14 protein-coding genes and 1 pseudogene are annotated in these 17,608 nt (G+C 66.6%); 9 read left to right on the top strand and 6 right to left on the bottom strand.

The features are described from left to right. The first annotated feature begins 316 nt into the window (after nt 1-316). The 3 genes from FOE78_RS03190 to FOE78_RS03180 all read left to right on the top strand — a co-directional run bounded on the left by FOE78_RS03190 (nt 317) and on the right by FOE78_RS03180 (nt 1,645). On the top strand, nt 317-538 hold the full coding sequence (locus tag FOE78_RS03190) for a hypothetical protein (RefSeq protein ID WP_143985032.1): 222 nt from the start codon (nt 317-319) through the stop codon (nt 536-538). A 172-nt stretch (nt 539-710) separates the two neighbouring features. Beyond that, complete coding sequence (locus FOE78_RS03185) at nt 711-1,007, top strand: type II toxin-antitoxin system VapB family antitoxin (protein WP_143985031.1); 297 nt, start codon at nt 711-713, stop codon at nt 1,005-1,007. Nucleotides 1,008-1,114: 107 nt separating this feature from the next. Next, entirely contained in the window at nt 1,115-1,645 is a 531-nt protein-coding gene (locus FOE78_RS03180) for a LytR C-terminal domain-containing protein (RefSeq protein ID WP_143985030.1), read from the top strand. A 30-nt stretch (nt 1,646-1,675) separates the two neighbouring features. On the opposite strand, the gene FOE78_RS03175 is transcribed toward FOE78_RS03180, so the two are convergent. Both FOE78_RS03175 and FOE78_RS03170 read right to left on the bottom strand, forming a co-directional pair. Beyond that, nucleotides 1,676-3,208 (bottom strand): potassium/proton antiporter, encoded by a 1,533-nt coding sequence (locus tag FOE78_RS03175; RefSeq protein WP_143985029.1) that lies wholly within the window; start codon nt 3,206-3,208, stop codon nt 1,676-1,678. A gap of 43 nt (nt 3,209-3,251) precedes the next feature. Next, a complete protein-coding gene (locus tag FOE78_RS03170; protein ID WP_210414778.1) occupies nt 3,252-3,659 on the bottom strand; it encodes a MarR family winged helix-turn-helix transcriptional regulator in 408 nt (135 codons plus the stop codon). Nucleotides 3,660-3,932: 273 nt separating this feature from the next. On the opposite strand from FOE78_RS03170, the gene FOE78_RS03165 reads away from it, so the two are divergent. From FOE78_RS03165 to FOE78_RS03145, 5 genes are read left to right on the top strand one after another with little or no spacing between them, the layout of a single operon-like run. Further along, complete coding sequence (locus FOE78_RS03165; RefSeq protein ID WP_143985028.1) at nt 3,933-5,288, top strand: efflux RND transporter periplasmic adaptor subunit; 1,356 nt, start codon at nt 3,933-3,935, stop codon at nt 5,286-5,288. After that, a complete protein-coding gene (locus tag FOE78_RS03160) occupies nt 5,285-6,130 on the top strand; it encodes an ABC transporter ATP-binding protein (protein WP_323125710.1) in 846 nt (281 codons plus the stop codon). The genes FOE78_RS03165 and FOE78_RS03160 overlap by 4 nt, the downstream gene beginning before the upstream one ends. Then, nucleotides 6,127-7,350 (top strand): ABC transporter permease, encoded by a 1,224-nt coding sequence (locus FOE78_RS03155; RefSeq protein WP_143985027.1) that lies wholly within the window; start codon nt 6,127-6,129, stop codon nt 7,348-7,350. Before FOE78_RS03160 ends, FOE78_RS03155 begins: the two co-directional genes overlap by 4 nt. A gap of 2 nt (nt 7,351-7,352) precedes the next feature. After that, complete coding sequence (locus FOE78_RS03150) at nt 7,353-8,309, top strand: hypothetical protein (RefSeq protein ID WP_143985026.1); 957 nt, start codon at nt 7,353-7,355, stop codon at nt 8,307-8,309. Further along, on the top strand, nt 8,302-10,737 hold the full coding sequence (locus FOE78_RS03145; protein WP_143985025.1) for an efflux RND transporter periplasmic adaptor subunit: 2,436 nt from the start codon (nt 8,302-8,304) through the stop codon (nt 10,735-10,737). The genes FOE78_RS03150 and FOE78_RS03145 overlap by 8 nt, the downstream gene beginning before the upstream one ends. A gap of 180 nt (nt 10,738-10,917) precedes the next feature. Here the strand turns inward: FOE78_RS03145 and FOE78_RS03140 are convergent, their stop codons facing one another. Further along, nucleotides 10,918-12,486: an N-acyl-D-amino-acid deacylase family protein gene (locus FOE78_RS03140; RefSeq protein WP_168207353.1), complete on the bottom strand. Its 1,569-nt coding sequence runs from the start codon at nt 12,484-12,486 to the stop codon at nt 10,918-10,920. A 2-nt stretch (nt 12,487-12,488) separates the two neighbouring features. After that, nucleotides 12,489-13,745 carry an alanine racemase gene (locus tag FOE78_RS03135; RefSeq protein ID WP_143985023.1) on the bottom strand — a complete coding sequence of 419 codons (1,257 nt, stop codon included), beginning with the start codon at nt 13,743-13,745 and terminating at the stop codon, nt 12,489-12,491. Nucleotides 13,746-13,872: 127 nt separating this feature from the next. Between FOE78_RS03135 and FOE78_RS03130 the strand changes: the two genes are divergently transcribed. Further along, the gene (locus FOE78_RS03130) at nt 13,873-15,255 is read left to right on the top strand and encodes an IS1380 family transposase (protein WP_143985022.1); all 1,383 of its coding nucleotides are present in this window, start codon (nt 13,873-13,875) and stop codon (nt 15,253-15,255) included. Between the two features lie 296 nt (nt 15,256-15,551). Here the strand turns inward: FOE78_RS03130 and FOE78_RS23990 are convergent, their stop codons facing one another. Continuing rightward, nucleotides 15,552-16,793, bottom strand: a complete 1,242-nt coding sequence (locus tag FOE78_RS23990) for an IS256 family transposase (RefSeq protein WP_168207653.1) — start codon at nt 16,791-16,793, stop codon at nt 15,552-15,554. Nucleotides 16,794-17,264: 471 nt separating this feature from the next. Next, nucleotides 17,265-17,507: pseudogene (locus tag FOE78_RS23985) on the bottom strand (peptidoglycan-binding domain-containing protein); the annotation flags it as partial. Between the last annotated feature and the right edge of the window lie 101 nt (nt 17,508-17,608).

Raw genomic sequence — 17,608 nt, 5'->3', positions numbered from 1 at the left:
CGAATGGAGCCTGCCCGAGAGCAGGCTGCCCAGGGCACGAATCCTCAATCCACAAAGGAAAACACATCATGTTGCTTCAACCCGACCCGCTCTACGACGGGCTCCGGACCTCGAACCTCGATCGGAGCCGGGACGCCGCGCATCGCCATCAACTCAACCAGGCGCTTCGGGAGCTCCGGCACCGCGAGCGTGAGAAGAGACGCCGGCGGACACCACGTTGGCTGCTCACGATCAAGAGATTCGCATGATCATCCGGTCGGCAGCGCCGACCACCACACATCCGCACCCAACTGATCAACGAGAGGAGGAAATGATCATGAGCATGTACCAGAGCCCGAACTTCCCGGAACCCTTCCGGAATGATCGAGACCGGTCGATGCGGGCAGCAGAAGCCTACGAGCTGCAGCGCGCCTTCGCCGAGCTGGATCGGCAGCGTCGAGAGCAGCGCAAGCTGAATCGAACGCTGCACAAGATCGAGCGCACCGAACGCCGCCATCAGTTCATCCGCCATCTGCGTCCGAACCGGGGCCGGGCGTGAACTGCACCGGGCCACTCGGCCCGCTCCCCCGCACAGCCGAACACTTCCCGCCTACGTGACTCGCAGGCGGGAAGTGTTCCGTTTGTGAGCAACTGTCGCCGCCTGAGCACGGCTACCAAATCGTGACGATCTCGTGTTCGGGTCGCCCCGGCCCACTGGCTAGAGTGACGGCGTGATTTTCAAGCGCGTTGGTGACGTCCGCCCGTACCCGGATCACGGGTATGTCCAGAAGCAGTGGGCTGCCATCGCGCCGCATCAGGTCCGGCTTGATCAACTCGTGACCACGAAGCGGACCCTCGACCTGGAGGCCCTGCTGGAGGAGGATTCGACCTTTTACGGTGACCTGTTCGCCCACGTGGTGTCCTGGCGCGGGGACCTCTATCTCGAGGACGGACTGCATCGAGCGCTGCGCGCGGCTCTGCAGCAGCGCCAGACCATGCATGCCCGGGTGCTGCAGCTGAACGAATAGCGGCGATCGGCCCGGCCGACAGACAGTTCGGCCCTTGATATAGCAGAATCAACCCACGCCGCGCGGACAGGTCGGACCGGCGGACAGGCGAACGGAGGTGGAGGCGAATGGTCGGACGGGTGTTCCGGATCATCCGTACTCCGTTGACGCTGCTGATCTTGGTCGGCGTTCTCTGCCTGGGTGCCTGGTGGGGTTGGAAGAACATCGTCGCGCCGCCGCAGAAGACGCCTCCGCCGCCGTGCGTGCCGACCAAGGTCACCGACAAGGAACTGAAGTCCAGTCAGGTGACCGTGCAGGTGTTCAACGGCGGTGACAAGAAGGGCCTGGCCGGCGACGTCACCCGGGACTTGCGGGCCAAGGACTTCAACGTGCTGACGCCGACCAACACCGACCAGAAGGTCACCACCACGGTGATCGTCGGCAACGCCGCGAAGAATCCCGAAGTGCTGCTGGTCAAGTCCTTCTTCAAGGGGGCGACGGTCAAGGCCGACGGGCGGACCAATCACACCGTCGACGTGCTGGTCGGCGACAAGTACGCCGGCTTCAACGACAAGGCGAAGGCGGCCTACCCCGTCAAGACGAGCACGGTCTGCCTGCCCGCCGACTCCGCTTCGGCCAGCCCGGTGGCCAAGAGCTGATCCCGACCGGGCCTTCGACACAGGCTCGGTTCAGCCGGTGTCGACCGGCCCGCGCCCCGGATTCCCCCGGGAGTGGGACTCTCGCCAGGTGGCCAGCCGACCACCGCGGCCGATCGCCCGCAATCGGCGCTCGGTCTGTTCCCGCAGATGGCTCGGCGTCACGATCAACATCTGATCGCCGATGTTCAACCGATCCCGCGGCCCCGGCACCATCGACTGCTGGTCGCGGATGATCAAGGAAACCACCGCGTTCTTGCCCAGCCTCAGTTCGCCGATCTCCACCCCGTTGAGCTTGGATCCTTTCGGCACGGTGACCTGCAGCAAGTCGGCACCCATCCGCTCCAGCGGCGCCACCTCGACCTCGACGTCGGTGGGCTGATCACGATGGGCCAGGCCGAGCCGGTCGGCCACCCAGGGCAGCGACGGCGCCTGCAACACGGTGAAGATGATCACGAACATCAACACGATGTCGAACAGTGCGGTGGCATGCGGTACGCCGCTGGCCAGCGGGATCGTACAGAGCACGATCGGCACCGCGCCGCGCAAACCGGCCCAGGACAGGAACGCCTGATCCCGCCAGCCGATCTTGAACCAGACGGTGGACAGGAAGACCGAGACCGGCCGGGCCACCAGGGTCAGGAACAGACCGGCCGCCAGGGCGATGCCCAGGTCGGACAGCAGCAGCCGCTGCGGTGAGGCCAGCAGCCCGAGCATCACGAACAGGCCGATCTGGGCGATCCAGCCGATCCCTTCGACGAAGGATCGGGTCGCCATCCGGTACGGCAGTTTTGCGTTGCCCAGAATCAATCCACAGACGTAGACGGCGGCGAATCCGCTGGTGTGCACCTGCGAGGTGACCGCGTACGCGAGCACGGTCCAGCCCAGCGCGGCCAACGCGTACAGGCCGGATGAGGGCAGATTGATCCGGCGCAACACCTGCACGCCGATCCAGCCGATCACCGCGCCGATCACCACGCCGCCGACCAACTCGACCACGATCAACAACAACATCACCGGCACACCGCCCTCGGTGTGCTCACCGATCGCCGCCGAACTGGCCAAGCCGACCACCAACACCGTCGGCGCATCGTTCAGGCCGGACTCGCCCTCGAGAATGCCGCGGATCTTGTGCGGCAACGGCACCCGGCGGAGCACCGAGAAGACCGCCGCCGCGTCGGTGGACGAGGTGACCGCGCCGAGCAAGATCGCCAACCAGGGATCCAGTCCCAGCACCAGAAAGGCGAAGAGCGCGACCAGCGCGATGCTGATCGCCACCCCGCCGGTAGCCAGTGCGATCGCTATCCCGGTGGAGGATCTGATGTTGGACCACTTGGTGGTCAGACCGCCTTCGGCCAAGATCAACACCAGGGCGCCGAAACCGATCGCCTGCGCCAACTCCGCGTTGTCGAAGTGAATCCCGATCACCGAGTCGCCGAGCACCATGCCGATACCCAGGAACAGCAGCAGCGCAGGCAATCCGAACCGGGCACCGATCCGGGCGGCGAAGATCGCAGCGATGAGGACGACCGCGCTGACCAGCATGATCACATCGAGATCGATCATCGCCTCCCCTTCCCGGTTGGGCAGTGTGTTTCGTCGGTACCGCTCAGGTGCGTACGGCCTTGGCGAGCAGTGTTTGCAGTCGTGCCCGTTCGTCTGCGCTGAGGGGGTCGAGCGGCGAATCCTTGGTCAGCTGGCGCATCAGCCGAGCCCGTACGGCGCGGCCCTGGGCGGTCAGCGCCACCCGCTTGGAACGCCGGTCGTCGGGATGCGGCGTCCGCTCCACCAACCCGCCGGCCTCCAACCGGTCGACCACGAAGGTCACGTTGGACGCCTCGCAGGTCATCTGATGAGCCAGCTCACGCATGGTCATCGGTGAGCTCAGCTCGCGGATTGCGATCGCCTGGGTCGCGGTCAGATTCAGCCCGGTCAGATGTGACCGGAGATGATCATCGATCTGCTTGGCCAGTTCGGTGACCATCAGGCAAACCTCACGATCACTCTTCATGATCATGAGCACTCACCTCTTCTGGTTCGATGGAACGCGTGTGGTCCGGATCAGCGACCCGGCCCGAATGTTACTGCTGAAATGATTCCAGCTGGAAACATATCAGGACCGGGCCATGACCTCGGCTCCGGGTCCGCTGCTGTGCTGCCCGACCCTGGCGAGATTTGCCCGTGAATTCTTCACAGCCGGTTGAAATCCCAACCCAAGGCGCGTGCCAGGTTTGATCGACAACCTCTGCCGTCGGGGACACGACGTTCCCTGCGTACGGAGGGATGTCGGGTGTCCGAAGGTGAGAACGAATCGTCCGGTGAGCTGGACGACACGGTCGAGAGGACCGACCTGCTGATCGAGACCCCGGCCGAACCGCGGCACAAGCGGCGCTGGTTGCCGCTCGTGATCGCCGGCGTCCTTGTGCTGGCGATCGCCGGTGGGGTCTTGACCTGGCAACTGCTCGGCAATCGATCGACCGCGGCCATCAGCCGGGATCAGACCTACACCGTGAGCAAGCAGACCCTGCAACAGACGGTCGGCGCCACCGGCACCCTCGAACCCGCGAAGCAATCCGACCTCTCCTTCTCCAGTAGCGGCACGGTGACAAAGGTCGACGTCCAGGTCGGCGACAAGGTCAAGAAGGGCGACGTGCTCGCAAAGATCGAGGACGCGAGCCTGCAGGCCGATGTCGATTCCACGAAGGCCGCACTCCAGGCCGCCGAGGACGATCTGGCCAGCCTGCAGGACGACGACAGCAGCACCGCCGCCCAGTTGTCGTCGGCCAAGGCCTCGGTCAAGTTGAAGAAGAGCGAACTGGCGCAGGCCAAGGACGCCTTGAAGGGTGCCGACCTGACGGCGCCGTTCGCCGGCGTGGTGGCCGAGGTGGGGATCTCGGCGGGAGACAGTACGGGCTCCAGTTCGTCCGGTTCGTCGGGCGGTTCGGGTGGGTCGGGCGATACGGGCGGTTCGGGCGGCACCAGTGGGATCGGATCGGGATCCACCAGCAGCAGCTCGTCCTCCTCCTCCTCGTCGTCCTCGGCGATCACGGTGATCAGCACCGATTCCTGGATCGTTAACACCTCGGTCGACAGCTCCGACCTGGACTCGGTGAAGAAGGGCTTGCAGGCCAAGATCACGCCCTCCAGCGGTGGCGACACGGTCTTCGGCACCGTGCAATCGGTCGGTGTGATGGCTGAGTCGTCGGACAGCGGCAGCAGCACGTTCCCGGTGACGATCAAGATCACCGGATCCCCGACGGGCCTGCACGCCGGTGCTTCCGCCGACGTGTCGATCATCGTCAAGCAACTGCAGAACGCGTTGACCGTGCCGACGATGGCGATCAAGACGGCGAACAACGAGCCGGTCGTGCAGAAGGTCGTCGGCAACAAGACGGTGCAGACCAAGATCACGATCGGCCAGACACTGGGAAACCAGACCGTGGTCGAGAGCGGCCTGTCCGCAGGTGATCAAGTCAAGGTCACGTTGAATCTCCCGGGTCGTACCGGATCCCAGAGCGGCCAGAGCGGCAACGGATCCAGGCAGGGCGGCGGCCTGGGCGGCACGGGCACCGGCGGTTTCCCCGGCGGCAGTGGCGGCTTCCCGGGTGGCGGCGGCTTCCCCGGCGGCGGACAGGGCAACCGGTGACCGCGACGGCCGTCGATCCGACCCCGGCGATCGCGCAACCGGTGATCGTCGAACTGCATGACGTGATCAAGTCGTACAACACCGGCGCGGCACAAGTACAGGCCCTGCGCGGAGTCAGCCTGAGCGTCACGGCCGGCGAGTACGTCGCGATCATCGGCCCGTCCGGCTCGGGAAAATCCACCCTGATGCACATCCTCGGCTGCCTGGACGTCGCAACCTCGGGCAGCTATCTGCTGGACGGCGACTCGGTCGAAGAACTGAGTGAAGATGATCTTGCGCAGGTCAGGAACCGCCGAATCGGATTCGTTTTCCAGCAGTTCCATCTGCTGCCCACGTTGACTGCCTGGCGCAACGTCGAGTTGCCGCTGTGCTACGCCGGGATGCCGAAGGCCGAACGCAAGCGCCGTGCACTTGCCGCATTGGAGCAGGTCGGGTTGGCCGACCGAGCCGATCACCGGCCGAACGAACTGTCCGGCGGGCAGCAGCAGCGGGTGGCCATCGCCCGGGCCTTGGTCACCGATCCGGCGATCATCCTGGCCGACGAGCCGACCGGCAATCTGGATTCGCATTCCAGCGACGAGGTGTTGCGGCTGTTGGACGGACTGCATCGCTCCGGACGGACGATCCTGTTGATCACGCACGAAGCCGACGTGGCCGAAGCAGCCGGCCGGGTGATCCAGGTACGCGACGGCAAGGTCGTCGATGATCATGAAGCGGCCGATCGTGATCACCACCTCCATCCGGCCGGCAAGCCTGCGGTCGACCGGCTCGCGGTGGCCAAACGCAAATCGGGTCAATCTGGCCGAGCCGAGTCCGGCCGCGCGGATGGGACAACCCAATGAGGTGGACGGAATCACTACGGATCTCGATCGACGCCATTCGCAGCCACCGGCTGCGTTCGCTGCTGACGGTGCTCGGGATCTGGATCGGTATCGCCTCGGTGGTGCTCACGGTCGGGCTGGGCCAGGGCGCGCAGCAGGAGGTCAAGGATCAGATCGACGCGCTCGGCAGCAACCTGTTGATCATTTCGCCGGGCTCCAGCAGCAGCGGCGGCGTACGGGGTGGGTTGGGTTCGGCGACCACGCTGACCATGGCGGATGCGCAGGCCCTGCAAGACCGCGACGTTGCACCGGACCTCGACGGCGTGGCACCGGTCCAGTCCGGCAGCCAGGTGCTGACCGCCGGCACGACGACCTGGACCACCCAGACGGTCGGCGCCACCACCGCGTGGCTCGGCGTCCGATCCCGGACGCTGAGCTCGGGAAGGTTCTTCACCGGCAGCGAATACGCCGACGGGGCGCCGGTGATCGTGCTCGGCTCCAGCACCGCCGAGGAGCTCTTCAACACCGGCAACGCGGTCGGCCAGACCGTGTCCATCGACGGTGCCACCTTCACCGTCATCGGCGTGTTCGCCTCCGCCGGTTCGAGCGGCTCGAGCAACGAGGACGATCAGGCCGTACTTCCCTACACCACCGCCCAGCAACGCTTCGGCTCGTCCACCCCGGGCTCGGTCTCCACGATCTACCTCAAGGCCGCCTCGGCCGATGCCCTGTCCGCGGCGTACCAGGAGGCGAATGCGGCACTGCTGACTCGGCACAACGTCAGCAGCGACGACGCCGACTTCAGCATCACCAGTCAGGAATCGTTGGTCGCCACGGCCACGGCGACCAGCAAGACACTGACCATCCTGCTCGGTGGGGTGGCCGGAATCTCCTTGCTGGTAGGCGGAATCGGCGTGATGAACATCATGCTGGTGTCGGTTTCGGAGCGGACCCGGGAGATCGGCCTGCGCAAGGCGCTCGGTGCCACCCCCGGCGTGATTCGCCGCCAGTTCCTGTTGGAGGCGATCACCCTCAGCCTGATCGGCGGCGTACTCGGCATCGGGGTGGGCTGGTTGGGCGCGGTGGTCCTGCCGAAGTTGATCAATCAGACCGTCACCTTGTCCGTACCGGCGTCGGCCGGTGCACTCGCGGTGGCCATCGGCGTCGGAGTCGTCGCCGGTGTCTATCCCGCCACTCGGGCGGCCCGGATGGCCCCCATCGATGCACTGAGGAGCGAATGATCATGACAGCACGTTGGCCGCGCGCGAATGGGGTGTCGGCGAATCGGGTGTGGAGGTCGAGCGTTCGGATCGCCGTACCGATCGTGATCACGGGAGCGGCGATGATCATGGTCGTCGGCTGCTCCTCCGGCTCGGACCCGTCCGGCGGAACGGCACAGGCCGCGCCGCAGGGTGGCAGCTCCTCGACCGCCGGCCCGGCCGGTGGCAACAGCCAAGGCGGCCAGAACGCCCGGCCCGGTGTGTCCGGACTGATCGCCGATCTCAACGGCAAGACCTTGCAGGTGCAGAGCGAATCGAGTCAGACCTCGGTGACGTACACCGGCAAGACCAAGATCTCCAAGACCACCAGCGCGACCGCCGCCGATCTCGCCAAGGGCCTGTGCGCGACGGTCCGCAGCGACGGCGGGTCCGGCTCCCAGTCGTTGCCGTCGAGCATGACGGCAAGTTCGGTCACGTTGACCGCGGCCGACAACGGCAGCTGCAGCGCCGGATTCGGCGGTATGGGCAGCGGAGACCGGCCGAACGGCGCTCCCAGTGGGATGCCATCCGGAAGACCCGGCCAGGGATCGGGGCAGGGCCGACCCGGCGGTTTCCCGTCCGGCCGTCCGAGTGGGATGCCGTCGGGCGCCGCCGGTCGGATGGGCACCATCGCCGGCGGCAAGATCACACAGGTCGACGGATCGACGTTCGTGATCAGGGCGCACCAGCGCGCATCCTCGTCCTCGTCCACCACCTCCGACGTCACCGTGACCCTCGGCAAGGACACAGACCTGACGATCACCAAGACCGCCGGAGCATCGGCGGTGAAGAAGAACGAATGCGTGTCCGCCTTCGGCAAGAGTGACGACACCGGCGCGGTCACGGCCACCACGATGACCTTGTCGGCAAGCAAGAACGGCCAGTGCACGATCAGTTTCGGGGGGTTCGGCGGGATGCCGGGGCAGCGGTCCAATGGCTAGCGCAGCGGTCGCGGCACCTCGCCGGCGCCGCCGGATGATCATGGTCGGATTGCCGGTGCTGATCGCCCTCGGGGTGATCGCCTGGTTTGCGGTACGAGCCACCGCAGCGACGGGCGCGGACGACTACGTCACCACCCGGGTGAGTCGCGGTGACGTCGCCGAGACGATCAACGTCAGCGGCACCGTCAGCAGCGAAAACCAAGCATCGTTGGCATTCCCGGCCTCCGGCACTGTCGACTCGGTGAACGTGTCGGTCGGTGACACCGTCAAGGCCGGCCAGAAGCTCGCCACCATGGACGACACCGAGCTGAAGCTGGCCGTCACCCAGGCCAAGGCCGACCTCGCCTCGGCGAAGGAGACACTGGAGACCGCCGAGAACGCCTCCACAGCTTCCGCGTCCGCATCAACGTCCGCATCAGCCTCGGTGTCGACCGGCGCGTCCGCGCAGCCGAGCGCTTCGGCGGCAGGGACGAACTCGGGACAGAGTGGAAATGCCGGGCAGAGCACGGGCTCCGGCGGCTCGACCAATTCCGGCTCGCCGAGCAACTCCGGATCGCCGAGCAACTCCGCGCAGACGGGGGCTTCAAAGAACTCCGCCGAGCAGCCCGCCGCCCAGTCACCGACCGCTCAGGCCAAACCCACGGCCGGCGCGTCCTCGAACACTCCGTCCGGTGCGCAGAAGGGCGAACCGAGCACGTCCACACCCGACAAGTCCGGCGGATCGAAGCCGGCGGTCGATCTCACCACGGTCAACAAGCTGCGCAACCAGGTCGACCAAGATCAGCAACAGCTGCAGAAGTTGATCAAGGTGTCGACGGTGGCGTACCAGAAACAGCAGCAGGTCTGCAGCTTCCTCACCGACGGCTCCGGCACGTCAGGCTCGTCCAGCCCGACCACCTCTGCCTCCGGATCGGCGTCCGCCACACCGAGTGCGACGGCGTCGAACCGCGTGTCCCCGAGCGCTGGAACCACCACCACCTCCTCCAGCCCGTCCTCAACTCCGACCGACTCGGTCGCGTCGAGCCCGACGTCGACGGCGTCCCCTTCGGCCGGTCCCACCAGCTCGAGCAGCTCGTCAGAACCAACCGGGTCGACCACCACTCCGAGCGCCAAGACAGCGCACGATGCCGACTTCCCCATCGGCTCGACGGTGACCGCGCAAACGGTCGACGACCCGACCGGAGGTTCGACCGACGCACCGGACGCCGACGAGCTGGCTGACTGTGCGAGGGCCATAGAGGCCACGAACATTGCCCAAGGAGCGGTCGACGCCGCACAGCGGTTTGCCGGCCAGGACGCGGCGCGGTTGACCGCCGCACTGCAGACGGCGGTCAAGCAGGTGTCGGCAGCGAACCAGGCGTCGGCTTCGACTCCGGATAGCAGTGCCGCCCCGAGCTCGACGGCGGCCGGATCGTCCGGGGATTCGAAGGCAAAATCTGGCGGGTCCACGAGCGGTACCAGCAGTGTCGGGTCCGCTGGCAACGGCGCCGGGTCGGCGAAGAGCACCGGCGCCAGCGCCCGTACCGACACCAACGGGAGTGCCGGCTCGTCCGGGAACACCTGCTCATTGGAGAAGGCCGGCTCGACCGGAAACACCGGCGCGACCGGAAGTACGTCGACCGAAAAGGCGGGCTCGACCGGAAACGTACCGACGAGCGCTGGTTCCCAAGCAGGTACGGGATCCGGCGGTGTCTCCGACGGCACCGGCCAGCAGACGATCGGCGGGCAAGGAGGCTCCGGCACGACCACGGTCGCCGAGGCGGAGGCGTCCGTGAAGTCGGCGCAGATCGCTCTCGACGTCGCCGAGAAGCAGTTGGATCAGGCAACGATCACCAGCCCGATCGACGGCACGGTCGCCGCCGTCGGCTTCACCAAGGGTGAGTCGATGTCGACCAGCGACAAAATCGAGATCCTCGGCGCCGGCGCGATGCAACTGACCGCGAACGTCTCCGAAGATCAGCTGTCCGAGGTCAAGACCGGCCAGGACGCCCAGCTCAGCGGCACCGATGCGACCGGAACGATCACCGCGATCGGTCTGCTGCCGTCGTCGAGCAGCGGAAGCAGTAGCACCAGCTACCCGATCACCATCACCTTCGACAATCCACCGCCGTCGCTGGCCGACGGCTCCAGCGCAACGGCCAAGATCGCGATCTCCAGCAGGCAGAACGTGCTCCGCGTCCCGGCTTCGGCGGTGGTGCGCGACGGTGACAGCGGCACGGTCACCCTGTTGCAGGACGGTAAGCCGAAATCGACCAGGGTCGGGGTCGGCGCCGTCGGCTCGACCATGGTGCAGATCACCTCCAGTCTGTCCGAGGGGCAAACCGTGGTCCTCGCCGATCGCAGTGAGCCACTACCGACCAGCAACGCGCAGTCCTCCCGCGGGTCCGGCCGCCAAATCGTCTTCGGCGGCCCGCCGGGCGGCCGCTGACCACTCGCCCGAACTCGCGACAACACGACTTCCGGCGCCCATGCCGGAGATATCCCCACTCGAACTCGCGTTGTCGCGACTTCCGGCGCCCATACCGCAGATACCCCCACCCGAACTCGCGTTGTCGCGACTTCGGTAGCAGTCGGCCGGGACGTCGGGGCGGTCGTCGGGGCGCGGGGATCAGCGCGGGGACGGGCGAACCGAGCCGCCGGCCAGATCGTCGGTGAGCTCGCCGCCGTCCAGCACCAACCGGCCGCGGACCAGGACCCGGTCGATGCCCTCGGACAGCCGACGCGGATGGGCGTAGTCGGCCCGGTCAGTGATCCGTTCCGGATCCATCAGCACCAGGTCCGCGGACCCGCCGACCCGGACCCGGCCGCGATCCCCGAGGCCGAAGCGGGAGGCTGCCCGACCGGCCCCGATCATGCTCAACTGGGGCCAGTCGAAGTCGCGACGCTGGCGGCCGAAAACTCCGTACATCCGTGCCAGGCAACCGAATCCGCGCGGATGCGGCGAGCCGCCGAGGAAGATTCCGTCCGATCCGGAACAGGCGGCGGGCAGCGCGAACTGCCGGGCCAGTTGATCATCGGTACGCGGTTTCGGGATCTCCATCACCGTCGTCGCCATCAACTCCGAATCGGCCAGCACCTGATACCCCAGCTGCAACGGATCGAGCCCGCGCCGGTCCCCCGCCTCGGCCAGCGTCAACCCGTCAAGATCAACTCCGCCAGGGGTACCGGCGTCGGCGATCCGGACCCGGTCGGCCCAACCGTCGCCGAGGTTCTCGGTCGTGTGCACCCGCTGTTCGAAGCCCTGCGTCAGCCGCTCTCGTTCCGCCGGATCGCGCAGCCGGGCCGTCGCCTCGGCGTTGCCCAGCATGATCAACTCCGGCGGCAGCAACACCATGCTCAGCAGGGTGAATCCGCGGAAGTACGGGTACGCGTCCCAGGTCAGCTCGACTCCGGAGCCACTGGCCCGGTCCAGCAGTTCCTTGATCAACTCCGGCCGAGCGTGGAAATGGGAGACGTGCCCGGCCACGCCACTGCGGCGGCAGATCTCGACCAGTTCGGCAACGCCGGGGCCGGCGTTCTCTTCGTAGCCACGGATGTGGGAGACGAAGACCCCGCCGGTCGCGGCCACCGGCGCGCACAGCGCGGCGAATTCGTCAACGTCGGCGAAGGTGCCCGGCACGTAATCCAGCCCGGACGACAACCCCAGCGCACCATCGGTGAGGCCGGCCTCGACCATCGCGATCATGGTTGCCAGCTCATCGGCGCTCGGCCGCCGGGACTCTCTGCCCATCACCTCGTACCGAATGGTCCCGGCGGGCAGCAGATATCCGACGTTGAGCCGGGTCCGTCCGTCGTAGCCGCGCAGCAGGCCCGCGACCCCGTCGCCGCGATAGCTGGGATGGGCGCCGTTCAGCGAGCCGAAGTAGTCGGCGGCGTAGCGGCCGTCGCCGGGTGCGAAGGACACCCCGTCCTGCCCGGTGATCACCGTCGTCACTCCCGATCGCAGCAGGGCGAGCTGAACGTCCTCGTCCAGGATCCGTGCGTCGGTGTGGGAGTGGGCATCGATGCCGCCCGGCATGATCAACAAGCCGGACGCGTCCAGCGTCTGATCCGGCCGTCGCGCCGACGCGAGATCTCGGCCGATCGCGACGACGCGATCGCCGTCCACCAGTACGTCGGCGATGAACTGCCCGTCGAACGGGTCGACCACGGTTCCGCCGCTGATCAGGATGGTCATGATCAGAAGAACGTCGGGACGGCGCCGCGGATCCGGCCGCCCTCGGTGAGCAGGACGGTCCGCCATTTGTCGAACATCGTGCACGGATGCGACAGGCCCAGCCGGACGACATCGCCTACCTGCAAGGAATCGGGCCGTTTCAGCCGGACGTAGGCGTGTTGATCATTGGTGTTGAAGACGGTTGCCGGCGGCGCGTCGGCCAGACCCGATCCGGTGACGATCTTCTGCACGATCGGCAGGCCGGCGTCGTACGGGATGTCCCGTTTGCCCACGTCCAGCAGCGCCAGGTCCGGTTCCGGTGTGGAGATCACCCGGGCCCAGACGTGGGCGGCGGCGGTCAGCCGTGGTCCGGACCGATCGACCGCCGGGGCCAGGCCGGCATACATGCCGTCGTCGTGCACGACGTAGGCACCCGAACGCAGCAACAGCATGGCGCCCGGGACCTGCTGCGCCACCGGCTCGAGCCCCTCGACGACGAGGTCGAAGAAGGCACTGCCGCCGGCGGTCAGCAGCGCGTCCGGCGCTTCGACCAACGGGGCGATCGCGGTGAACCGTTCGCCCATCGCGGTGAGGAACTCCTTGACCTTGATCACCCGGTCGGCCGGATCACTCGACGGCACCGAGCCTTCGTAGCCGGCGACCCCGCGCAGGCTCAGCCGCGGCGACGCCACAACGGCACGAGCGATCGCCAACGCCTGATCATGATCACGAACACCGGCCCGCGCACTCGGATGCCCGATCTCGACGCAGACCGAGACCGGTCTCCTCGCTCCCGCCGAGCTGAGGTGGGCGGTCATCTGCTCGACACCCGCGACCGAGTCGACCCAGCCGATCACCTCGAACTCGGGGTCGGCATCCTGCTCGTGCGCCAGCCAGCTCAATCCCTGTGGAGACAGGTATTCGTTCGCCACCACGACCCGGTGGACGCCGGCCGAGCGTGCCACCCGCAACTGGGCCTCGTTGGCCACCGTGATCGCCCACGCACCGCGATCGAGTTGCCACTGCCACAACGCCGGGCACATGGTGGTCTTGCCGTGCGGCGCAATCGAGGCGCCATGATCATCAACCCAAGCCTGCATGGCGCCGATGTTGGCCGCCACGGCATCCAGGTCGATCGTGAAGATCGGCGTAGACATCGACGACAACGCCACCTCGACCGCGGCGCCGTCGCGCTGAGCCTCGGCCAACGCCGTACTCCAGTTCTTGTCCCGCGGATCGACGACGATCAAGTGGTCGCGTACGGCATCGAGCTGGGTCACAGACCGACCCTAGCCTGCGTGTTTCACGCTGATCTTGGCGACACTGGGTCTGGATGCGCGAAAGTGCCTGTCCTGCTTGGAAGAATCCGGCTTGCGACGGTCGGACTATTCCAGTAGGGCGGGCACTTTGCAGGTGAAGCGTAGCAAGCGAGTCAGGGTCAGTGCGGATGGTCATGGCGTGGTGTCGCATGCCGGGATCGGTCTGTTGCGGGAGTTGGCCGTAGACACCGGCCTGGTCGATGGGATCACCGCGGCGTTGATCGACACCTATGACGGGCCGCCGGTGCATCCGCCGGGTCGGGTGTTCACAGATTTGGCGGTCGCGGTAGCCGACGGCGCGGACGCGATCAGCGGGATCAGTGTGTTGCGGGATCGGACCGATCTGTTCGGCCCGGTCGCTTCGATGCCGACGACCTGGCGGGTGTTGGACCGGATCGATGTTGATCATCTGGCCGCGGTTCGGCGGGCCCGGGCTGGGGCGCGGGAGGCGGCCTGGGCGGCCGGGGCCGGACCCGATCTGGCTTCGACGTTGGCGTTGGATTTCGACGCGTCGGTGTTGATCGCCCATTCGGAGAAGGAGAACGCGGCGGCGACCTGGAAACGCACGTTCGGGTTCCATCCGTTGTTGTGTTTCTTGGACCGGCCCGAGATCGCTTCCGGTGAAGCGTTGGCCGGGCTGCTGCGGCGCGGCAATGCCGGCTCCAACACTGCCGCCGACCACATCGCCGTGTTGGACATGGCATTGGCGAGCCTGCCCGAGCAGGCCCGGCCCCGGCCCGACGATCCGGACGGGCCGAGCCTGTTGGCCCGGTCCGACTCGGCCGGCGCGACCCATGATTTCGCCGCCGCGTGTGTCGAGCGGGGTCTGGAGTTCTCCTTCGGCTTCCCGATCGGCTTCAGCGTCCAGCAGATCGTGGACGCGATCCCCGAATCGTGCTGGATGCCCGCCCTGCAAGGCGATGACGGGCTCCGCGACGGCGCCTGGGTGGCCGAGGTCACCGACTGTGTGGACCTGTCGGGTTGGCCGGCCGGATCCAGGTTGATCCTGCGCAAGGAACGTCCCCATCCCGGTGCGCAACTGACCTTCGCCGATGCCGACGGGATGCGGATCACCGGATTCCTGACCAACACCGGCCCCGGTGTCGTGGCCGGACAGGCCGCCGGGCTGGAACTGCGACACCGCCAACACGCCCGCGTCGAGGACCGGATCCGCCAAGCCAAGGCCACCGGCCTGCGGAACCTGCCCTGCCACGGCTGGGACGAAAACGCCGCCTGGCTCGAAGTCGTGCTGACCGCGACCGACCTGATCTGCTGGACCAAACTGATCGTCTTCGCCGATCACCCCGACCTCGCTTCCTGCGAGATCGCCACCTTCCGCTACCGGATCCTGCACGTGGCCGCACGGATCACCCGCGGCGCCCGGCAAACATGGCTCCGGATCGACAAAACCTGGCGCTGGGCCGTCCACATCGCCGAAGGCTTCCACCGATTACGCGCCGCCTTCACCTGACCCGCCGCGACCCACCATCGCCCGACCCCAAGGACCCCGGAGAACCGCTACCGCAGCGCCACGCGAGACACTGCCACGCCCCAACACCCACCACAGCCACGACCAGCCACCGACCCCGACGACCATGATCAACTTCCCGCCACGTGAAAGAGGGAGGCTAGTGTCTAGCGCCCGAAATGCGAGCGGCCCGCGACACGACAGGGTCGGTCGCGGGCCGTTCGGAACCGAAAGCGGTCAGCAGACCGGCAGATTGCCCGGGTCTGTCAAGTTTTCGGTGTAACTGATTTTTGATCTTGTTAGTTGCGTCCGGCGGATAGGCGTCCGTCGAAGGTGATGTCGAAGGCGTTGAGTGCTGCCTTCCATCGGTTGGTCCAGCGTTTGCGTCCTCGGCCGGTCGGATCGAGACTCATGATCGCCAGGTACAGGCACTTCAGCGCTGCCTGCTCGGTGGGGAAATGACCGCGGGCATTGACCGCTCGCCGGAGTCGGGCGTTGATCGACTCGATCGCATTCGTCGTGCAGATCACGGTGCGGATTTCGCGGTCGAACTGCAGGAATGGGACGAACTCTGCCCAAGCGTTGGTCCACAGCCGGATGATCGCCGGGTAACGCTTCTCCCACTTGGAGCTGAAGTCGGCGAACCGGTCCAGCGCTTCGGCCTCGGAGGCGGCGGTATACACCGGTTTCAGGTCCTTGGCGACCGACCCCCAGTCCTTCTTCGAGGCGTATTTGAACGAGTTCCGCAGCAGATGCACGATGCAGGTCTGCACGATCGTCTTGTCCCACACCGCCGACACCGCGTCAGGGAGTCCGGTCAGCCCGTCGCAGACCAGCATGCACACATCGTTGGTGCCACGATTCTTGATCTCGGTCAGCACTCGCAGCCAGTACTTGGCACCTTCCCCGTCGCCGTGCTCACCGGCCCACAGGCCGAGCACGTCACGCTCACCGTCGGCGGTGACACCCAGGGCCAGGTAGATCGGCCGGTTGCAGACCTCACCCTCCCGGATCTTGACCTGGATCGCGTCGATGAACAGCACCGCATACACCGGGTCCAACGGACGAGACTGCCAGGCGGCCAGCCCCTCCATCACCCGGTCGGTGATCGTCGAGATCGTCTGTTTCGACACCTCCGCCCCATACACCTCGGCGAGGTGCGCCGAAATCTCCCCGGTCGTGAGTCCCTTCGCCGACAGCGAGATCACTAGGTCCTCCACCCCAGACAGTCGCCGCTGCCGCTTCGCCACGATCGTCGGCTCGAAACTGCCGTCCCGGTCCCGCGGCACCGAAACATCAACCGGCCCGGCTTCGGTCAACAGCGTCTTGGCCCGGTAGCCGTTGCGGGAGTTACCGCCGTCCCGGCCGACCGGATCATGCTTGGCATACCCCAGGTGATCATCCATCTCACCCTCCAGGGCGCCCTCGACGATCATCTTCGTCAGCCGGCCCAGCAAGCCGCCCTGACCGGTCAGCTGCAACCCGTTGGCCCGGGCCCGATCGGTCAGCTCGCGCACCAGCTGCTGATCGCTGGCCGACAGCTCCTGCCCGTCAGCAGCAGCCACATCCCTACTCGTCACGTCAGTCACAGGTGTCTCCTTCGTCTCAGGAGTTACACCGTTAAAATTACAGTCCCGATTGCCCCGGTAGAAATCGATCGTCACGTTGCGAACGCTGTGACCGGAGTTGGCGTAGCGCCAGATGTCCATCCGCTTGAAGACGGGATGGCTGCCCTCGTACTGGTAGTACCCGCCGGACTTGACGGTCCGGTTGGCGATGTAGTCGACGTAGGTCCCGCTGCCGCTCGAGGTGCTGATCTCGACCATGTTCAGGGAGTAGCCCAGCGAGTTGCCGACGGCGTACTTGACTGCGGTGTTGGCGCTGTTGCGGCACGCGTACCACGAGATGTTGCTGGCGGCGTAGATCACCGAGCCGTGAGCGGTACGGGTCTTCAGCTTGCTCCAGGTCTTCGGACCGACGATGCCGTCCTGGGTCAGACCCTTGGTGCCTTGGTAGTACTTGACCGCGCGCAGGGTCGCCGGGCCGAAGCTGCCGTCAACGGCGACTCCGCCGAGCCGCTGCTGCAGCAGCTTGACGCAGCTGCCGTGATCTCCTTGGCGTACGGTCTTCGGCGCCGCCAGGGTGCAGGAAACACTGGCCGCTTCGGCCGAAGCCGGGGCCAACGCCACCAGACCGACAGCGACCAGGACCGCTGCCAACAACGCACCCGCCGTCGGCCGGGCGCGAGAAACCATCGTCATCCACTTCTCCTTCAGATGGTGCCGACCACAACGAGTCGACACACAAGCCAACGCCCGACAGCACGATGCTGAAGGGCGCGGAGAGATCGTACGCA

The sequence above is a fragment of the Microlunatus elymi genome, from assembly GCF_007362775.1.
GTDB lineage: Bacteria > Actinomycetota > Actinomycetes > Propionibacteriales > Propionibacteriaceae > Microlunatus > Microlunatus elymi.
This window is presented reverse-complemented; position numbering and strand designations above follow the sequence as displayed.

Bases quoted from the DNA above. Each gene is read 5' to 3' on its own strand.
- FOE78_RS03190 (WP_143985032.1), top strand. From the start codon at position 317: ATGAGCATGTACCAGAGCCCGAACTTCCCGGAACCCTTCCGGAATGAT.
- FOE78_RS03180 (WP_143985030.1), top strand. From the start codon at position 1,115: ATGGTCGGACGGGTGTTCCGGATCATCCGTACTCCGTTGACGCTGCTG.
- FOE78_RS03175 (WP_143985029.1), bottom strand. From the start codon at position 3,208: ATGATCGATCTCGATGTGATCATGCTGGTCAGCGCGGTCGTCCTCATC.
- FOE78_RS03170 (WP_210414778.1), bottom strand. From the start codon at position 3,659: ATGATCATGAAGAGTGATCGTGAGGTTTGCCTGATGGTCACCGAACTG.
- FOE78_RS03155 (WP_143985027.1), top strand. From the start codon at position 6,127: ATGAGGTGGACGGAATCACTACGGATCTCGATCGACGCCATTCGCAGC.
- FOE78_RS03150 (WP_143985026.1), top strand. From the start codon at position 7,353: ATGACAGCACGTTGGCCGCGCGCGAATGGGGTGTCGGCGAATCGGGTG.
- FOE78_RS03145 (WP_143985025.1), top strand. From the start codon at position 8,302: ATGGCTAGCGCAGCGGTCGCGGCACCTCGCCGGCGCCGCCGGATGATC.
- FOE78_RS03140 (WP_168207353.1), bottom strand. From the start codon at position 12,486: ATGACCATCCTGATCAGCGGCGGAACCGTGGTCGACCCGTTCGACGGG.